This is a genomic window from Thermophilibacter sp. ET337 (assembly GCF_024733715.1).
Taxonomy (GTDB): Bacteria; Actinomycetota; Coriobacteriia; order Coriobacteriales; family Atopobiaceae; genus Thermophilibacter.
Window position 1 is genome coordinate 152,359 of sequence record NZ_JANRHO010000002.1, and the last position, 16,012, is coordinate 168,370.

Sequence of the window (16,012 nt, forward strand, 5' to 3'; positions counted from 1 at the left end):
GAGAAGGGCGGGCCGAGCGAGAGGAGGGGCGCCGGGCCGCAGCGGCCCGGCGCCCCCTGGGGGTCGTGCTTGGCTGACGCTCCCCTACTCGCGGGTCTCCCAGTTCCAGAGGATCGCGGCGCCCTCGGAGCGGGTCAGGGCGCGCCCGGGCTCGAGGCCGGCGGCCCCGCCGCTGAAGACTCCCTCGGCGACGGCCCAGCTCATGGCCTCCTCGGCCCAGCCGGAGAGCTCGTCCGCGTCGGCGAAGCCGGAGAGGTCGGCGCGGGCGGAGACGTCCTCGCCCGCGGCCTGCGCGCGGTTGTAGAGCACGCACGCCGCCTGCTCGCGCGTGATCGCGCCCGCCGGGTCGAAGGACCCGTCGCCGTTGCCGTTGAACACGCCCTCGGCGAGAGCCCAGGCCACGCCGTTTGCGTACCACTCGGTCGCGGGCACGTCGGACGGGAGCCCCTCGAGGTCCGCCTCGGGCTCGCCGGCCAGGCGGCAGAGGATCGTCGCCATCTCGGCGCGGGTGAGCGCGTTGCCGGGGCCGAAGGTCCCGTCGCCGTAGCCCAGGATCGCGCCGCTCGTGACGGCCCAGTCGACGGCGTCGTGGTACCACTCGGCCTGGTCGAGGTCGGCGTAGGAGTGCGTCGGGCAGAGCTCGCCGCCGTCGCAGCCGAAGGTCACCTCGACGGTGACGTCGCCCTTCGGCATCTCGAACGTGTACGTCCCGTCCTCGCCGGGCGTGACCTCGATCTCGTTGCCCTCGGCATCGGTCACGACGACCTCGCGGACCTCCTGGCCCTCGTCGGGGGTGGCGGTCACGGTGACCTTATCGCCCTCCTCGGGGGAGGCGTCGGAGACGGCGACCTTGCCTCCCTCGGCCTCGGGGACCTCGACGTCGTAGGTGGGCTCGGAGGGGATGGAGGGTACGGAGGGGCTTTCCTGCCTCACTCCATAGGTGCCGTCAGGGTTCTTCACCTGCTCAAAACCGTCGGCAAGAAGAGCGTCGTCGACCACCTCTCCAAACGAGCCGCCCGAGACAACAATGGTTGACGTAGCGTCATCGGGAGCGACAGGCTCGATTACCGAATCTTCGCCGTAAGTGCCCTTGGAGACCTCGCCGGAGATGCTGCCGCCAGTGATGGAGACCTTGGGGCCGGTGACGGCCTTCTTGTAGTTGACCGCCTTGACGTCACCGTTGATCTTTCCGTCAGTGATTGCGGTCACGCTTTTGCCGCCCTCGCCGTAGTCCCAAGCGATCACATCGCCCGTAAGGGTGCCACCGGCGATTGTCGCGTCGCTCCAGTTCTGAATGGCCTGGTCATCGGAGCTCACCGCGCCGCCGTTGACCACGAGCGTGCCGCCATCGTCGTTCTTGAGGGCAATGAAGTCGTTCTCGAACGTGCCATCATTGATGGTGAGCGTCCCCTCGATGTTGCGCACGAGCGAGCTGAACTTGCTGTGGTTGACGACCTTGCCGCCTTCGAAGGTCATGGCTCCCTGGTTGTCAATAACGTACCAGCTGTTGAAGCCGCTCTCGCTCGGGCTGGTGCCCGCCTCCGCAGAGCGAGTAAACTCGCCGCCCTTTACCACAACTGTGCCGTAGTTTACCAGGGCTCCCTTACCATTGGTCACACAGTCGACTGTGCCGCTGCCCTCATTGGAGGAATCGGTCACTGTAAGGCTGCCGCCCTTGTCGACCGTAATGGTGTGACTTCCTTCAGCATTGGTCAGCTTCTTGCCGTAGAGGTCAAGGGTAATGGACTTGTCACTCGGTACGGTAATCGAGCCTTTGACATCGGCAACCAGCTGAATGGTCTGACCATTCTGCGCAGACCGAACGGCAGTGTCGAGCGAGTCGTACGCTACCCCATCCACGATTGCGACCGACTGATTGCCAACAACGGTAAAGAAGCCATCCGGATTCTTCACAATCGTAGACTCGGAATCGATAAGGGCGTCGGGAACCTCACTCGCGAAGCTGCCTCCAGAGATTGAGACCGAAGAGGATTTATCGTTTGCATCAACGGGCCTGTTGACAACCCCCTCATCAGAGGATTCGCTCGTGTATTTCTGAATGGACCCCTTGACCGTTCCCCCTTCAATCTTGACCGTGGGTGCCTGACCAGAGTTGAGGTTGTATGTCTCGACGTTCTTGTAGATGACGGCGCTCCCTGTGATGGTAGTGCTGCCCGTCACCGCATTCCCGCCACCCGTGGAGTCCTCGCTCTGACTCCACGTCGACACCGGGCCACCAAGGTATTCGCCCCCTGATAGCGTCGCCCCACCCCAGTTCTGGACCGATTGAGAGAAGGTGGAGGTTATCGTTCCACCCGAAACCTCGAGAACACCGCATTCGTCATTTTTGATGGCGATACCGTCGTTCTGGAACGTGCCTCCCGTGACGGTGAGCTCTGCCTTGCCATAGCCGCCGTTGCGGACGAGAGAGCTCGTCTTGCTGGTGTTCTGCACCGACCCACCATTGAAGGTCATGGTGCCCTGATTGTCGACCGTATAGTAGGTGTTCCCGCTGCCCTCGGCAGATCTTGTGAACGTTCCCCCGTTAACTGTGAGGGTGCCAGAGTTCACCAGCGCAGCAGTTCCGTTTTGCGTCGCGTCAACGACGCCAGGCCCCTCGATGACGGCGGTTGCGCCGGATTCAATCGTAATGACTCCCGCACCGTTCTGAAGCCCAGGCGCCTCACTCAGCTGGCACCCACCAAGATTGAGCGTTATGTCTGCACCTTCAGGGATAACGACGTTTTCGGTCGTGTTGACAAGCAGGGTAACCGTACCGTCGCTCTCCCTCGCTTTGTCAATCGCAGCCTTAAGAGAGTCGAAGACCCGGCCGCCGAAAGAGGCGACTGCACCCTCGGGAGGAGTGCTGGTAACAACCCATGACCCACCCTGCTCGACACAGTACAGGCCGTCGGGAAGCGCGGAGGAGATATTCTTCGAGAAGGCGCACTCAAGCACGGCGCCCTCCGGCAGCTTGCCAGTCACTCCCTCGATCGTTCCGTTGAGGAACTTAATGTTCTCTCCGGACAGATTGAGACCAGAATTGATCTCAATCGTCCCTTCGATGCTGGGCTGGCTCAAGCCGCCTTCGCTCCCCACCACCAACGTGGGCGCGCCAGACTCCAAGTAGACCGCTCTTCCGTCGCCCCCCGTGGGAACCAGGCTCCCGTCAAGAATCGTGGCACTACACATATATTGGAGACGGATGCATGTCCTCGCACTCACGGTACCGCCCTCCATTGTGAAGGCGGAGAGTGTATTAAGCGTCAGGCCATAGCTCCCGTCGCTGATAATCGAACCACTCTTAAGGGTCAGTCGAGCCGAGCGACTTGCAAGAAGCTGAATCACCCCGTTGCTGGAACAATTCTTGCCGACGATCGATCCGCTCCCCTCGGCACTAGTGTCTTGAATGACAAGCGACGCCTTCACCCTGATTGCTGGCGCCTCGTCTCCTGTTCCAGTTACATTAACCGTATGCCCGTTTAACTCAAGAGTGATGGGCCACTCAGATTCGATAACCAGACGATCGGAGATCGTACAGTCAGACAGCAGCTCGATGGTCTGCTCGGACTCAGCATTGCAAGCCGCCTTGAAGGCCTCGCTTAGGCTGCTGTACGTAACGTCGCCAATCTGAGCTACCGCCCCCGCGTTCTCTTCAGCCAGAACAACCGAAGAATCTATGCCCCCCTCCGCAAGCGCCACGACCGGCACAGCACCGAAGGTGAGCGCCAGGCCCAGGCCCGCCGCCGCGGCTACGCGTGCGCCATTCTTGATCTCGAGCTTGAACATAGCGGTCCTCTCATGAGACCCGCCCCCAACCGCTGGGGCGAGTTCCTACAGTTGGGGTCAGTATAGAACGCGCACACCCCCCCCCGTCAAGGTTTTCCGCTCAGCGTCGCTCGCCACGCTCCACCAGCGCAAAGGGGCGCGGCCAGGCACACTGCCCGGCCGCGCCCCGGTCCGTCAGAATCTTCTCGCCAGCCCCTCAGGGCCCCCGGCCCTACAGGTGGTAGTAGGCGTTTCTCGGGTCCACGCGCGTCACGTTGGGGTTGGAGTACGGGTCGCCCTTCACGTAGTAGGGCGCCCAGTGATAGTTCATGTAGGCGATCTCGCGGTAGAAGCGGATGCGCTTCTCGTCGTTGTCCTCGGTCCCGCGCGAGATCGACTCGTAGTGGTAGAGCTCGACCTCGGGCGTGTATACGACGAGCAGCCCGCGCTCGCGCAGCTTGAGGCAGAAGTCGATGTCGTTGAAGGCGACCTGCAGCTCCTCGGTGAACCCGCCCACGGCGTCGAAGGCCCTGCAGCTCGTCATCACGCACGCCGCCGTGACCGCGCTCAGGTCCATCTGGGCGTCGTCGAGGGCGAAGTAGCCGCGCACGCCGCGCGGCAGGTTCTTGTGCACGTGGGTAGCCACGCCGCCGGCGATGACCGTGCCGGCGTGCTGGATCGTGTCGTCCGGGTAGAAGAGGCGCACGCCGACCGCCCCAACGTCCTCGCGCGCCGCCAGGCCGAGCATCGTCTCGATCCAAGAGGGCGTGATGACCTCGGTGTCGTTGTTGAGGAGCAGCAGGTAGTCGCCGCGCGCGTTCTCTCGCCCAAAGTTCATGAGCTTGGAGAAGTTGAACTCGGCGTCCCAGCGCGCCACGCGCACGACGCCGGGGTGCGCGGCCTCGAGCTCGTCGTAGTAGGCAAAGGTCTCGGGCTCGACGCTGTTGTTCTCCACGAGCACGATCTCGTAGTTGTCGTAGGTGCTCTTCTCGAGGATGGAGTCGACGCAGCGCGAGAGCAGGTCGACGTGGTCCTTGGTGGGGATGATGATCGAGACGAGCGGGCGATCTGCCGGCACGTCGTAGATGACGCGATAGGTGAAGGGCCGGTCGGCGAGCGTGACCTTTGCCGCGATGCCGCAGCGCTTGAGGTGCTCGCTCACCGCGCGGATGCCCGCCTCGGAGGCGTAGGACTTGGAGCCCGCGTCGCCGGCCGTGGAGCTGGGGCTCATGCGCCAGTGGTAGAGCACCTTGGGGACGTGGTGGATGTGGCTCGTGCGCTCGGCCACGCGCAGCGTGAGGTTGTGGTCCTGAGCGCCGTCGTAGTCGCGCGTGTTGGGCTCGATCTGCGCCAGGAGGCTGCGTCGCACGGTGAGCATGTGGCAGACGTAGTTGTTGTTCCGCAGCAGGTCGAGGTTGAAGTCGGGCTTGAAGTAGGGCTGCGCGAAGGTGCCGTCGGGCAGCAGCTTGTCCTCGTCGCAGTAGAGCAGGTCGATCGCAGGGTCCTCGTTGAGGGCGAGGGCGTACTCGAAGAGCAGGTCGTGCTCCAGGACGTCGTCATGGTCGAAGAAGCACACGTAGTCGCCCGTCGCCAGGGCGATGCCGGCGTTGGTGTTCTCGGAGATGCCGAGGTTGTCCTCGAGCGTGACGGCGCGGATGCGGCGATCGGAGGCGCACGCGCGCTCGACGAGCCCGGCGAGCTCGGCGCTCTCGGGGCTGGCGTTGACCAGGACGAGCTCCCAGGAGGCGTAGGACTGGGAGCGGACGGACTCGACCATGTCCTCGAAGAAGTCCGCGGGCGTCCTGAAGAGCGGGACGATCACGCTGAAGCTCGGGTTGCGCTCGAGCTTCGCGGCCGCCTGGCCGGCGAGCTCGCGGGCGCTGGCGCGGTGCGCCTCGAACCAGCCGGGATAGCCCGGGTCCACCTGCGCGCTGCGCATCACCTCGCCGGTGCGGGCAAGCAGCTCGCCGTACCATCCGGCGAAGAGGACCTCGAAGCCGTCGAGCTCGGGGTGGTTGTCGTCCCCGTAGACAAAGACGTAGTTGCCGAGCTCGGCAGGGATGCGGGCGGAGAACTGCACGGCGAGCGTCGGCTCGTAGGTGTCCGCCCCCTCGACGGAGGTGCCCATGATCGTGAGGGACAGGTCCACCGGCTCGAGCCCCTGGGTGAGGCAGGAGATCCTCGGGGCGTTGTCCTCGCGCAGCGGGAGCAGGACGGTGCCGCGCAGCACGTTCCTCTCGCCCCCTGCGATGCAGTCGGTGAACTCGATCCGCGCCGTCTGCTCGGCGGCCCTGTAATCGTAGTCGCGCAGGCTCCGGCAGAGCTCGGGGTGCAGGCGATAGTTAAGGCGCGACTCCCACGTCGCCTGCTTGGAGCTCAGGGAGAGCTCCCCGCGCGCGCCGTCGGAGGTCTCCAGGGAGATGACGTAGCCGGGCCCGGAGATGACGGGCAGGCAGCAGACAAACCAGCTGAGCCCCTCGTCGTCGGACTCGTAGGGGTGCAACGCGCAGGGCACGGCGACGCCGCGGCCGCTCTCCTTCGCGCTGGCGCGCACGGTGACGCCCTCGGCGACTCGTGGGATGCCGCAGAGCGCAAAGACCTTCTCGCTCCCCCGACAGATGCCCGCAGTCTTGATGTGCATGCGTTCGTCCTTTCGAGTCCCAGCCCGCCCGCGTGCGGGGCGTCCCGTAAAGTGTAGCGTGGGCACACCGCGCTGTCACTTTTCTCAACCGACGCCCGCAGTGGGCGGCGGGCAAACGCGCCCGGTATAATGGGGCGACCTGCCGCACCCGGAAGAATCGAGCGCACCGTGAACGAGCCTCGCATAGACGTCCTTATGGTCAACTGCAACCATGAGAGCACCCTCGCGGAGTCGATCGCGAGCGTGCTCGGGCAGACCTGGGAAAACCTCCGCCTGATCGTCGTGGACGACGGCTCGACGGACGGCTCGTGCGCCGTGGTCGAGTCCTTCATGGACGACCCGCGCGTCGAGCTGCACCGCCTCCCCGAGAACCGCCACATCTGCGCGGCGACCAACTACGGCTTTGGCCTCGTGCGCGCGGAGTGGCTCGCGCGCATCGACTCCGACGACGTCTGGTACCCTGAGCGGCTCGAGCGCCAGATGGCCGCGCTCGCCGGGCGGCCGGACGTCGGCGCCTGCTTCTCCTGGTGCGACTTCATCGACGAGAACGGCGACGACGCCTCCGCCTTTGCCGCCGACCTCCCCGAGGCCCTCGAGCCCACCTACCAGACCCGCCGCGAGTGGCTGCGCCACTTCTACTACCGCTGCAACTGCCTCATCCACTCCTCCGTGCTCATGCGCACGAGCGTCATGCGCGAGACGGGCGGCTTCGAGCTCGCCTACCGGCAGCTCCACGACTTCGACTACTGGGTGCGGATAGCCAAGCGCCGCAACATCCTCATGGTGCCCGAGAGGCTGGTCGCCATGCGCAAGTTCGTGGGCGACGGCGCGACCAACGAGAACGCGAGCCGAGCCAACCTGCGCAACATCACCCGCACCTTCAACGAGTACCTGGACATCCGCGCTCACTTCTTTGACGACATGCCCGAGGAGGTCTTCCTGGAGGCCTTCCGGGAGGACTTCGTCCGTCCCGACTCCTCGTCCCCCGACGAGCTCGCCTGCGAGCGCGCGCTTCTGCTCTGCCGCCCCCAGGACGACTGGGACGTCAGCGTCACGCCGGCGGGGCTTCGCGCCCTCAAGGCGCTCCTTGCCAACGATCGGACGCGCCGCCTGCTCGAGACCCGCTACGACCTGCCCGTCCAGCGGTTCTACGAGATGGCGACCGAGCACCTCTACAACGACCTCGTGGTCAAAAGCGACACGCGCTCCCAGGTCGAGCTGGTGGGCGCCCTTCGCGCCGAGGGGGACCAGCTCCGCGCCGCCGTCGACGCCCTCAACGCTGAGATCGAGTCGCTGCGCGGCCACGTGCGGGCGCTCGAGGACCTCGTCTCCCGGCGCGACGGCGAGCTCTCCTCCCTTCGCGCCGAGATGGACGGCATGCGCGGGTCATCCAGCTGGCGCGTCACGCGGCCGCTGAGGGCCCTCGGCTCAATCCTGCACGGGGGTCGCGGCCGCGACTCGGGGGGCGCCGTCGCGCCGGGGGGCGCCGAGGGGGACGCCGTCTCCGCGCCGGCCCCCGCCGGCCCCGCGCGCCCGAGGGTCCTCGTCCAGGCGCACCTGAGCGGCAACCTCGGGGACGATCTCTTCGTCCGGGCCCTCTGCGCGCGCTACCCCGGGGCAGACTTTCTCATCGCGACCGAGGGGGACTACGCGGGGCGCCTCTCCGACGTAGCCAACCTCGAGCTCCGCCCGGTCGAGGAGTTTGGGACGCTCGTCTCGACCGCGGACGCCGCGGTGCACATCAGCGGCTCCTGCTTCATCCGCGACCGGGCCAACTTCGACGCCTTCTACGCCGCGGACTCCTTCCTCGCCGACCACGCCCGCAGAAGCTACGTCATCGGCGCCAACTTCGGCCCCTACGAGGACGAGGGCATCCTCGAGGCGTACCGGGAGCTCTTCGCCCGCTACGACGGGATCGTCTTCCGCGACCGTTACTCGGCCGAGCTCTTCCCGGGGCTCGCCAACGTCACCTATGCCCCCGACGTGCTCTTCGGCTACCCCGCGACCGTGCGCGAGAAGCGCCGGAGCGCCGTGGTGTGCCCCATCTCGCTCGAGGGGCGGGACGGCACCTTCGGCATCTCCGGGTACGCCGCCGCCTATCGGTCCTTCTCGCTCGCCGCAATCAGGGCGCTCGTCGCGCGCGGCTACGAGGTCACGCTCGCGTCCTTCAACGAGAGCCAGGGGGACGAGCGCGCGGTCGAGGCCCTTCTCGCCGAACTGAACGAGCGGGAGCGCGAGCGCGTGACCTGCGTCCGGTACCGCACGAGGCCCGAGGAGGTCCTGCGCGCGTTCGAGGATGCCGACTGCGTCGTGGCGACGCGCTTCCACGCGATGGTGCTGGGCATCGCGCACGGCTGCCGCGTGCTGCCGATCGTCTACGACCAGAAGACCGAGAAGGTCCTCGAGGACCTTGCCCGCCCGCTCGCGGTGCGGCTCGACGAGCTCGCGGGCGCGGACGCCGGGGCGCTGGTGGAGCGGCTCCTCGCGAGCGACCCGATCGACGCCGCCCCGCTCGCGGCGGGCGCCGAGGGGCAGTTCCAGTTCCTCGACCGGCTGCTGCGGCGCTAGCCGGCGACCTCACCCCCGGAGCAGGCGATAGTAGGGGCTCCAGGGGTCGAAGCTGGGGCTGTGCGAGGGGTCCCCCTCCGCGAGCTCGGGGAGCAGCGCGAGGAGGCGCTCGCCGCGGGCCAGCTCCTCGGGCGACGGGTCCCGTCCCATGAGCGAGCGCGGGGCGTTGAGCCGCGCCGTCGCGTACGGGAGGTAGACGTTGCAGAGGCCCGCCGCGTGCGCCCGCACGAACGCCTCGAGCGCGTCGCCCAAGGCGAGGGGGGCGGCGGTCCCGTCGAGCCCCAGGCGCGCGAGCTCGCGGCCGTCCGCGAGAAAGCACTCCGGGTTCACCACGAGCGCGTCGTAGGGCCGCTGGGCGCGGCCGACGTAGCCGCCGTCGTCCTGGGGGAGGTTGCGCAGCATCCGCAGCGGCGTCCCGTCGGGCCGCAGAATCATCCCGGCGTAGTCGAGCAGGCCGTCCGCGCGCACGACGCGCGGGGCGGCGCAGAAGGTCCCGCGCCGGCAGACGTGGCCCACGAGCAGCTCGAGGGAGGCGAGGTCGAGGTCGTGCTCCCGCGTGACGAAGAGCACGAGGTCCGCCTCCCCCACCCCGGGGGCGCGCGTGCCGCGGGCCTGGGCGTACGCCTTAAGCGCGGCGGCGGTCGCGGGGCTCGCCTCGGCGCCGCGGGCAAGTCCCACGGAGGGTGCGGGCGCGGGCACCGGGAAGCGGGTCTCGTAGGTGAAGTAGGCCCAGCCCCTCCGCACCTCGGCCGAGACGCCGGTGCGCGCGAGGTGCCCCTCGATCGCGCGGACGCCCGCCTCCTGCGCGTACTCCTTCGAGGCCGGGTCCCCGGCGGACGAGCCGTCGGTGATCCTCCAGTGGTAGAGGACCTGCGGCACCCGGACCACGGGCGTACCGAGCTCGCAGATCTTGAACGTGAGGTCGTAGTCCTGGGCGCCCTCCACCTCCGGGCCCGCGAGCGCCACGGAGCCGAGCAGCTCGCGCCTGACCGTGAGCCAGTGGAGCACGTAGTCGTTCGAGAGCAGCAGGTCGGCGTTGAGCGGCGGCTTGATGAGGGGCAGGCAGGGGCGCCCGGCACCGTCGACGTTGTCCTCGTCGCAGAACAGCAGCCCCGGGGCGCACCCGTCCTTCTCGCCCTCCCGGATCGCGCGGACGAGCTCCGCGAGCGCGCAGGGCTCCAGGAGGTCGTCGTGGTCGAGGAAGCTCACGTAATCCCCGCGACACGCGCGGATGCCGAGGTTGGTGTTGCCCACGATGCCCAGGTTCCCCGGGGCTTCGACCACGCGAACGCGCGGGTCGGCGAGCTCGTCGAGCACCGCGCGCATCCCGGCATCCCCGGGACTCGCGTTCACGAGCACGAGCTCCCAGCGGCGGTAGGTCTGGGCGAGCACGCTCTGGAGCATCTCGCGCAGAAGGCGCGGCGGCGTGCGAAAGGCCGGCGTCACGATGCTCATGAGCGGCCCCTCCGTCGGGGCCGGCCGGGCGAGAAGAACCTCCCGCCGCGCGGCGAGCCATGCGGGGTAGTCCGCGGCGACGGATGCGTTGGCGATCCGGGCGTCATAGGCGCCGAGCAGGTCGCGGTGCGCCCGGCGCCCCGCGGCCACGCGCAGGAGGCCCGCCACGACGAGAAAGCGATCCACCTCGTCGGGGACGAGCGCCGCGCGCTCCTCGACCACCCAGCGCTCCCCGCCCGCGAGGGTCAGCTCGTGGCGCGCGAGCGGCGCCAGGCGCACCGGACGCGCCCCCGCCGGGCCGCGGCCTTCGGGCAGCGCCACGCAGCGCGGGGCATGGGGGCGCCGCGGCGCACGGGCGCACGAGAGGACGACCCACAGGTGCGAGACGGGGCCCGCGGCGAAGTCCCCCTCGTCGCTGCGCAGGCACGCGGCGAGCCTCAGCGCGCGGCCCCGGCGCAGCTCGCCTGCGTCCAGGGGGTACTCGGCGAAGTAGCTGTCGAGGGTGAGCTCGCCCATCTACGAGCGCAGAGAGGAGAGAGGCGGGTGCACCTGGTCCTTGTCGGAGAGCACGAGCTTGGCGGGATCGAAGGCGTCGTCGCCCTCGAGGGGCGGCCACGCGATGCCGATCTCGGGGTCGTTCCACATGAGGCCGCCCTCGTCGCCGGGGTGGTAGGTGTCGTCGCACTTGTAGCAGAACTCGGCCTCGTCGGAGAGCACGAGGAAGCCGTGGGCGAAGCCGCGCGGGATGAAGAACTGGCGGTGGTTCTCGGCGGAGAGGACGACACCCTCCCACTTGCCCCACGTGGGACTGCCCGGGCGCAGGTCAACGGCCACGTCGAAGACGGTGCCGCGCACCGCGCGGACGAGCTTGGACTGCGCGTGCTCGATCTGGAAGTGGAGACCCCGCAGGACGCCGCGGGTGCTCGAGGACTGGTTGTCCTGGACAAAGTCGCAGTCGATGCCGCCGGCCACGAAGTCGGGACGCTTGTAGGTCTCCATGAAGTAGCCTCGGCGGTCGCCGTAGCTTTTGACGTCGACGATCTTGACGCCCTCGATCGAGGTGTCCGTGAAGGTGAAGTTTCCGGAAGTGATGGTGCCCATGTCTGCCCTTCTGACGTAATCGTAGGGACGATTGTACCCCCTCGCGGCACGTCGCGCGGGGGTCCTACTCGGTCACGACCAGATTGCCGGCGTCGTCCAGAGAATACGTCACGCCGCTCGGGTGCTCGGGCGAAAAGACCCTCACGTCGCGCACGTACGGGGAGTCCGGCGACTCGATCAGCACCACGGTGTCATAGCCTCGCTGGTCGGCGAGGGCACGGGACGACTCGGGGCTCTGGTACTCGTAGATGCCGCGCCCAAAGAGCAGGTTGAGGTACCCCCTGACAAAGCTGTCGCAGGCGTAGAGGGCGTCCGGGTAGTCGACGGTGACCGCGCTCGCGATCTTCTCGTTGTCCGCCCGGTAGGCCTCGGGCCAGACGTAGGTCCCGCCCATGACGTAGGAGCAGACGTTGAGCGCGGAGGCCACGGCGACGGCCGCCACGAACCCCGCGGCCGCCGGCACCCCCTCGCGGCGCCGCGGGCGGGCCTCGAGCGCGTTGCGCGCGAACTCGCACATGAGCAGCAGGACCGGCAGGGCGAGCTTGATGCGGTCGTAGCCGTAGTTGACGGCGTGCTGCTTCATGACGAGGTTCTCGAGCACGGGGAAGGCCAGCACAAAGAGCAGCGCGGGCACGCCGGGAGCGAGGCGCGGGCGTCCCCGCCTCGCGACGACCGCCCAGACCAGGGCGCCCGCAAGCAGCGCCCACAGGAGCGCAAACGAGGTCCCGTACCGGGCGAGCAGGGTCACGTAGGAGGTGGAGGTCGAGGTGGGGCCTCGGCTCACGAAGCGGGCGACGAGCGCGTCGAGGAAGGCCGAGGCAGAAACGCGCAGCAGGTAGTGGCCGCAGAACAGGCCAAACGAGCACACGGTGACGAGGGCGAGCCCGGCGGCGCGCGCAAGGCCCGCGCGCCAGCCGTCGTGGCGCCAGATCAGCCCCGCGAGCGCGAAGCCCACGTTGGCGACGTATCCCGTCCACTCGATGTAGGGGTTGGCGAGCGCGAGCGCCCAGAACGCGACGCGCCATCCCTTCGAGCCGCGCTCGGCGTGCCACCACGCCAGTACCTGCAAGGGCAGCGTCACCTGCATGACGGACTGGTGCCAGAAGACCGGGCCCATGCCGTGGAGCACCTCGGGCAGACAGACGTAGGCGAGCGCGCCGGCAAGGACCAGCGCCGCCCGGTGCCGCCGCCCCTCATAGACCGCTGCCAGAAGGGCCGCCAGCACGCACGCGGAGACCGCGAGCGTGACCGTGCCCAAAAGGTAGATGCTCGACTCGGCCACGGGCAGGCCAAACGCCTTGATGAAGGCCCACGCCACGAAGAACCCCGCGGGCGAGAAGGACGTGTAATAGTAGTTGCCCGCGTCGTCGGGGATGGCGGCGCCCCAGGGGATGTACTTGTCGGCCGGCTCGCCGAGGGTGTCGATGGGCAGGAACAGGTGCTGGGAGGCAGGGGTCTCCTCATAGGCCTGGACCGTGAGCAGGGTGTGCCACGTGGCGTCCTCGTTGAGGTACCTGACCTCCTCGGTCGGGTACCTCAGCGCGGCGTTGAGCGCCACGACGAGCACCACGACGACGCACGCGAGCAGCACCGACCACCGCGAGCCCGAAGACGGGCGCGCGCCCTCGGAGCCGGACTGCGCGAAATGCGCCCCACCCATGGCAGCCTCCCCAAAGACCGCGGCCGCGACCTCGTGGGCCGCGGCCGCCTGATTCCTATGACCAGCCGTTGGACGCGAGCCAGGAGGCCCTCGCCGCGACCCAGTCGCTCAGGTACCGGACGTTCTCCTCGTAGGTCTGGTACGGCTCGATGCAGTTCTCGAAGACCTCGTAGCCCCAGAGGACCTCGTCCATGGCCTCGGACGCTTCGAGCTCAGCGGCCATCTGGGCGACCGAGCGGATGCCCGCGGACGTCCCGTCGGCAGATCCCAGCGCCGCCGCGAGCGCGTTGCCGCGCTCCTCGGCGATCCGCGCCACGGCCTGCTCGACCTCGGGACACTTCACGAACCAGACGCGGTGGTCGTCCTCGAACAGCAGCCCCGCGGTGTCACGCCACTCGGCGGCGTCGGCGGTCTCGGAGCGGATGCCGAAGGCGGTGTCGAAGTCCCACACCGGGCCGGCGTAGATGACGTCTCTCAGGCCGCGCTTCTCGACGTCACCCTGTGCGGGCAGGTAGTAGTAGGCCGAGGACGCGTGCCAGTCGATGTTCTTGGAGAACTGGTTGACCATGTAGGTCTGGGCGAACGAGTCGACGTCGATGTAGTCGGAGGCGCGGGTGCCGGGCGCCGCGAGCTCGGGGTCGGAGGCGTTGATCGCCTCCTGCATGCGCTCGGAGATGTAGAGCATCTGGGCGTAGGAGAGGTTCTCGGGCTCCTTCACCACGAAGGCGCCCGCGGTGGTGGTGAACCAGCAGCGCTCGCCGCGATAGTAGGAGATGTCGAGCTCCAGCAGGTAGCCGCCGGAGATGTCGGCCGGGTCGGCCATGCCCTGCGCGTACTGGAACGTCTGGCCGTAGCGGTTGGTGCCCTGGGCGAGCGGGAGCTCGTCGAGCTCGACGCCGGGGTTGGCCTCCTCGTTGTCGTCCTCGAGCTTGTGGATGTCGACGCGGCCGTCGTTGATCTCGGCCTTCTCGGAGAGCAGGTAGCTGCCGCGGTACTCGCCGTCGTAGTAGAGGTCGACGGCCGCGCACTCCGGGGCGGTCGACAGGCCGAGCGCCAGGGCGAGGTCGTAGGCGACGGTGTTGCGCAGGCGCGAGGAGTCCGTCGCGTTGGCGAGCAGGACCCAGGTCTTGTTGCGGTTGTCGTCGTTGCCGGTCTGGAGCAGGTCGCACTTCTCCTCGAGCTTGATCTGGTAGGGCTTCTTTTTGGAGAGGCCCCAGGTGGAGTTGCCGCGGCCCTTGATCTGCGAGAGCTCGCCGTCGTAGACGACGGTGCCGTCGGGGTTGACGAGAAGCGCGGAGCCCTTGGCCTTGGCGGAGTGGTCGGGGCTGCCGTCGACGAAGGGGCGCCCCTCGTTGACGGGGTCGTCGCTCACGAGGTAGAGCGCGCGCACGCTGTCGGAGACCATCACCGTGAGGACGTGCGGGACCGTGCTGTCGGCATAGCGGAACAGAACCGAGACCGAGCCGTCCTCACCCGCGGGCAGGGCGGAGAGGTCCACGGCGGAGCCGCTCGAGACCTCGACGTAGGTCGCCCCGCCGTCGAGGGAGACGAGCATGGTCTTCCCGAGGTAGGACGGGAAGGACAGGGTGAGCGACGAGAGGTCGGCGTGCGCCGGCAGGAACAGGTGCGGCGTCAGGTCGACGTAGGTCGAGGCGACGCGCGCCGAGGAGCCCTCGGCCGTGGCGACGGTGGTCTCGAAGGTCGGCACGAGCGCGCCGTCGTTGTCGGCGACCAGGGTCTGGCCGTCGACCTCCATGGTCCCGCGCAGCACGTAGCCCGCGCCGGGGATGCCATAGTAGCGGTTGCCGTAGGTGAACAGGCCGGTGCGGCAGGCGTGCGTCGTCTCGTCGACGTAGTAGCGCTGGGCCGCGCCGTCGTAGCTCGCGGTGACGAGCCAGCCCGGGGCCTCGAGCGCGCCGTCGTTGTTGGCGAGGTAGACGGCGCCCGTGGCGGGGTCAGCCCACTTGCCGCGCACGACGGGGCCGTCCGGGCGCGCATAGGCCCAGGTGCCGTCCCCGACCTCGACGAGGCCCTCGGCGATGAGGCCGTCCGCGCCAAACCAGTAGCGGTCGAGCGCGCCGCCGAAGGCGTCGGTGACGACCCAGCCCGAGGCGTGGATGACGCCGTCGTTGTCCACGAGCGGCGCGGCGGCGGAGCCGACGTTGCGCACCACGAGGCCCGTCTGAGCGGAGGCAAAGTACTGCCGCCCGTCAACGGCGAAGAAGCCCGTATGCGCGGCGTGGGTCTCGGGGTCGACGTAGTAGCGCTCGAGCGAGCCGGTGACGACGTCGGTCACCTGCCAGCCCGGGGAGAGGAGCCTGCCGTCGTTGTCCGCCAGGTAGACGACGCCGTCGCGGGCGTAGGAGCCGCGGACGACGTAGCCCTCGGGACGCGCGTAGGCCCAGGTGCCGTCCCCGACCTCGACGAGGGCGTCGCGGACGAGCAGGCCGTCGGCGCCGAGCCAGTAGCGCTGCAGGCCCGAGCCGGACGCCTCGGGATAGGCGTCGCTCACCACCCAGCCGCTGCGGCGGACGCCACCCTCGTAGTAGGCCCAGGAGCCGCCCTCGGCCACCCAGCCCTGCTCACCCGTCCTCGCGGACGCCTCGACGGCGACGACGGGGGCGACGTCGCCCGTCGCGAGCGCGGGGGCGGACGGAACGAGCAGCGCCCCCGTCAGGGCGAGCGCCGCGGCGCCCAGGGGCAGGGCGCGGAATCGTAGACTCATGGCTTCCTCCAAACCTTCGCGCTTGCGCGCCAACGTCGCTATTCTCTCACACCGCGGGCGAGAAGGACCCGGGGGGTGGCTCTTGTCGGCCCGC

At 68.5% G+C, this 16,012-nt stretch carries 7 protein-coding genes; 1 reads left to right on the forward strand and 6 read right to left on the reverse strand.

What is annotated here, in order from left to right; genetic code table 11:
* Nucleotides 1-84 precede the first annotated feature (84 nt).
* Both NW198_RS02860 and NW198_RS02865 read right to left on the reverse strand, forming a co-directional pair.
* Nucleotides 85-3,789, reverse strand: a complete 3,705-nt coding sequence (locus NW198_RS02860) for an S-layer homology domain-containing protein (protein ID WP_258339928.1) — start codon at nucleotides 3,787-3,789, stop codon at nucleotides 85-87.
* 211 nt (nucleotides 3,790-4,000) lie between these two features.
* Nucleotides 4,001-6,409, reverse strand: coding sequence for a glycosyltransferase family 2 protein (locus NW198_RS02865; protein WP_258339930.1), 2,409 nt, complete (start codon nucleotides 6,407-6,409; stop codon nucleotides 4,001-4,003).
* 168 nt (nucleotides 6,410-6,577) lie between these two features.
* On the opposite strand from NW198_RS02865, the gene NW198_RS02870 reads away from it, so the two are divergent.
* Complete coding sequence (locus NW198_RS02870; RefSeq protein WP_258339932.1) at nucleotides 6,578-8,977, forward strand: glycosyltransferase; 2,400 nt, start codon at nucleotides 6,578-6,580, stop codon at nucleotides 8,975-8,977.
* A 9-nt stretch (nucleotides 8,978-8,986) separates the two neighbouring features.
* Here the strand turns inward: NW198_RS02870 and NW198_RS02875 are convergent, their stop codons facing one another.
* From NW198_RS02875 to NW198_RS02890, 4 genes are all read right to left on the reverse strand, one after another.
* Nucleotides 8,987-10,948: a glycosyltransferase gene (locus NW198_RS02875; protein ID WP_258339933.1), complete on the reverse strand. Its 1,962-nt coding sequence runs from the start codon at nucleotides 10,946-10,948 to the stop codon at nucleotides 8,987-8,989.
* The gene (gene rfbC, locus NW198_RS02880; protein WP_258339934.1) at nucleotides 10,949-11,533 is read right to left on the reverse strand and encodes a dTDP-4-dehydrorhamnose 3,5-epimerase; all 585 of its coding nucleotides are present in this window, start codon (nucleotides 11,531-11,533) and stop codon (nucleotides 10,949-10,951) included.
* Between the two features lie 64 nt (nucleotides 11,534-11,597).
* Complete coding sequence (locus tag NW198_RS02885) at nucleotides 11,598-13,193, reverse strand: hypothetical protein (protein ID WP_258339935.1); 1,596 nt, start codon at nucleotides 13,191-13,193, stop codon at nucleotides 11,598-11,600.
* Between the two features lie 55 nt (nucleotides 13,194-13,248).
* A complete protein-coding gene (locus NW198_RS02890; protein ID WP_258339936.1) occupies nucleotides 13,249-15,918 on the reverse strand; it encodes a CotH kinase family protein in 2,670 nt (889 codons plus the stop codon).
* Nucleotides 15,919-16,012 lie beyond the last annotated feature (94 nt).

What these genes read in the sequence shown, in the direction of transcription:
- NW198_RS02885 (WP_258339935.1), bottom strand. Translation starts at nt 13,193, where the DNA reads ATGGGTGGGGCGCATTTCGCGCAGTCCGGCTCCGAGGGCGCGCGCCCG.
- NW198_RS02860 (WP_258339928.1), bottom strand. Translation starts at nt 3,789, where the DNA reads ATGTTCAAGCTCGAGATCAAGAATGGCGCACGCGTAGCCGCGGCGGCG.
- NW198_RS02890 (WP_258339936.1), bottom strand. Translation starts at nt 15,918, where the DNA reads ATGAGTCTACGATTCCGCGCCCTGCCCCTGGGCGCCGCGGCGCTCGCC.
- NW198_RS02875 (WP_258339933.1), bottom strand. Translation starts at nt 10,948, where the DNA reads ATGGGCGAGCTCACCCTCGACAGCTACTTCGCCGAGTACCCCCTGGAC.
- rfbC (WP_258339934.1), bottom strand. Translation starts at nt 11,533, where the DNA reads ATGGGCACCATCACTTCCGGAAACTTCACCTTCACGGACACCTCGATC.
- NW198_RS02865 (WP_258339930.1), bottom strand. Translation starts at nt 6,409, where the DNA reads ATGCACATCAAGACTGCGGGCATCTGTCGGGGGAGCGAGAAGGTCTTT.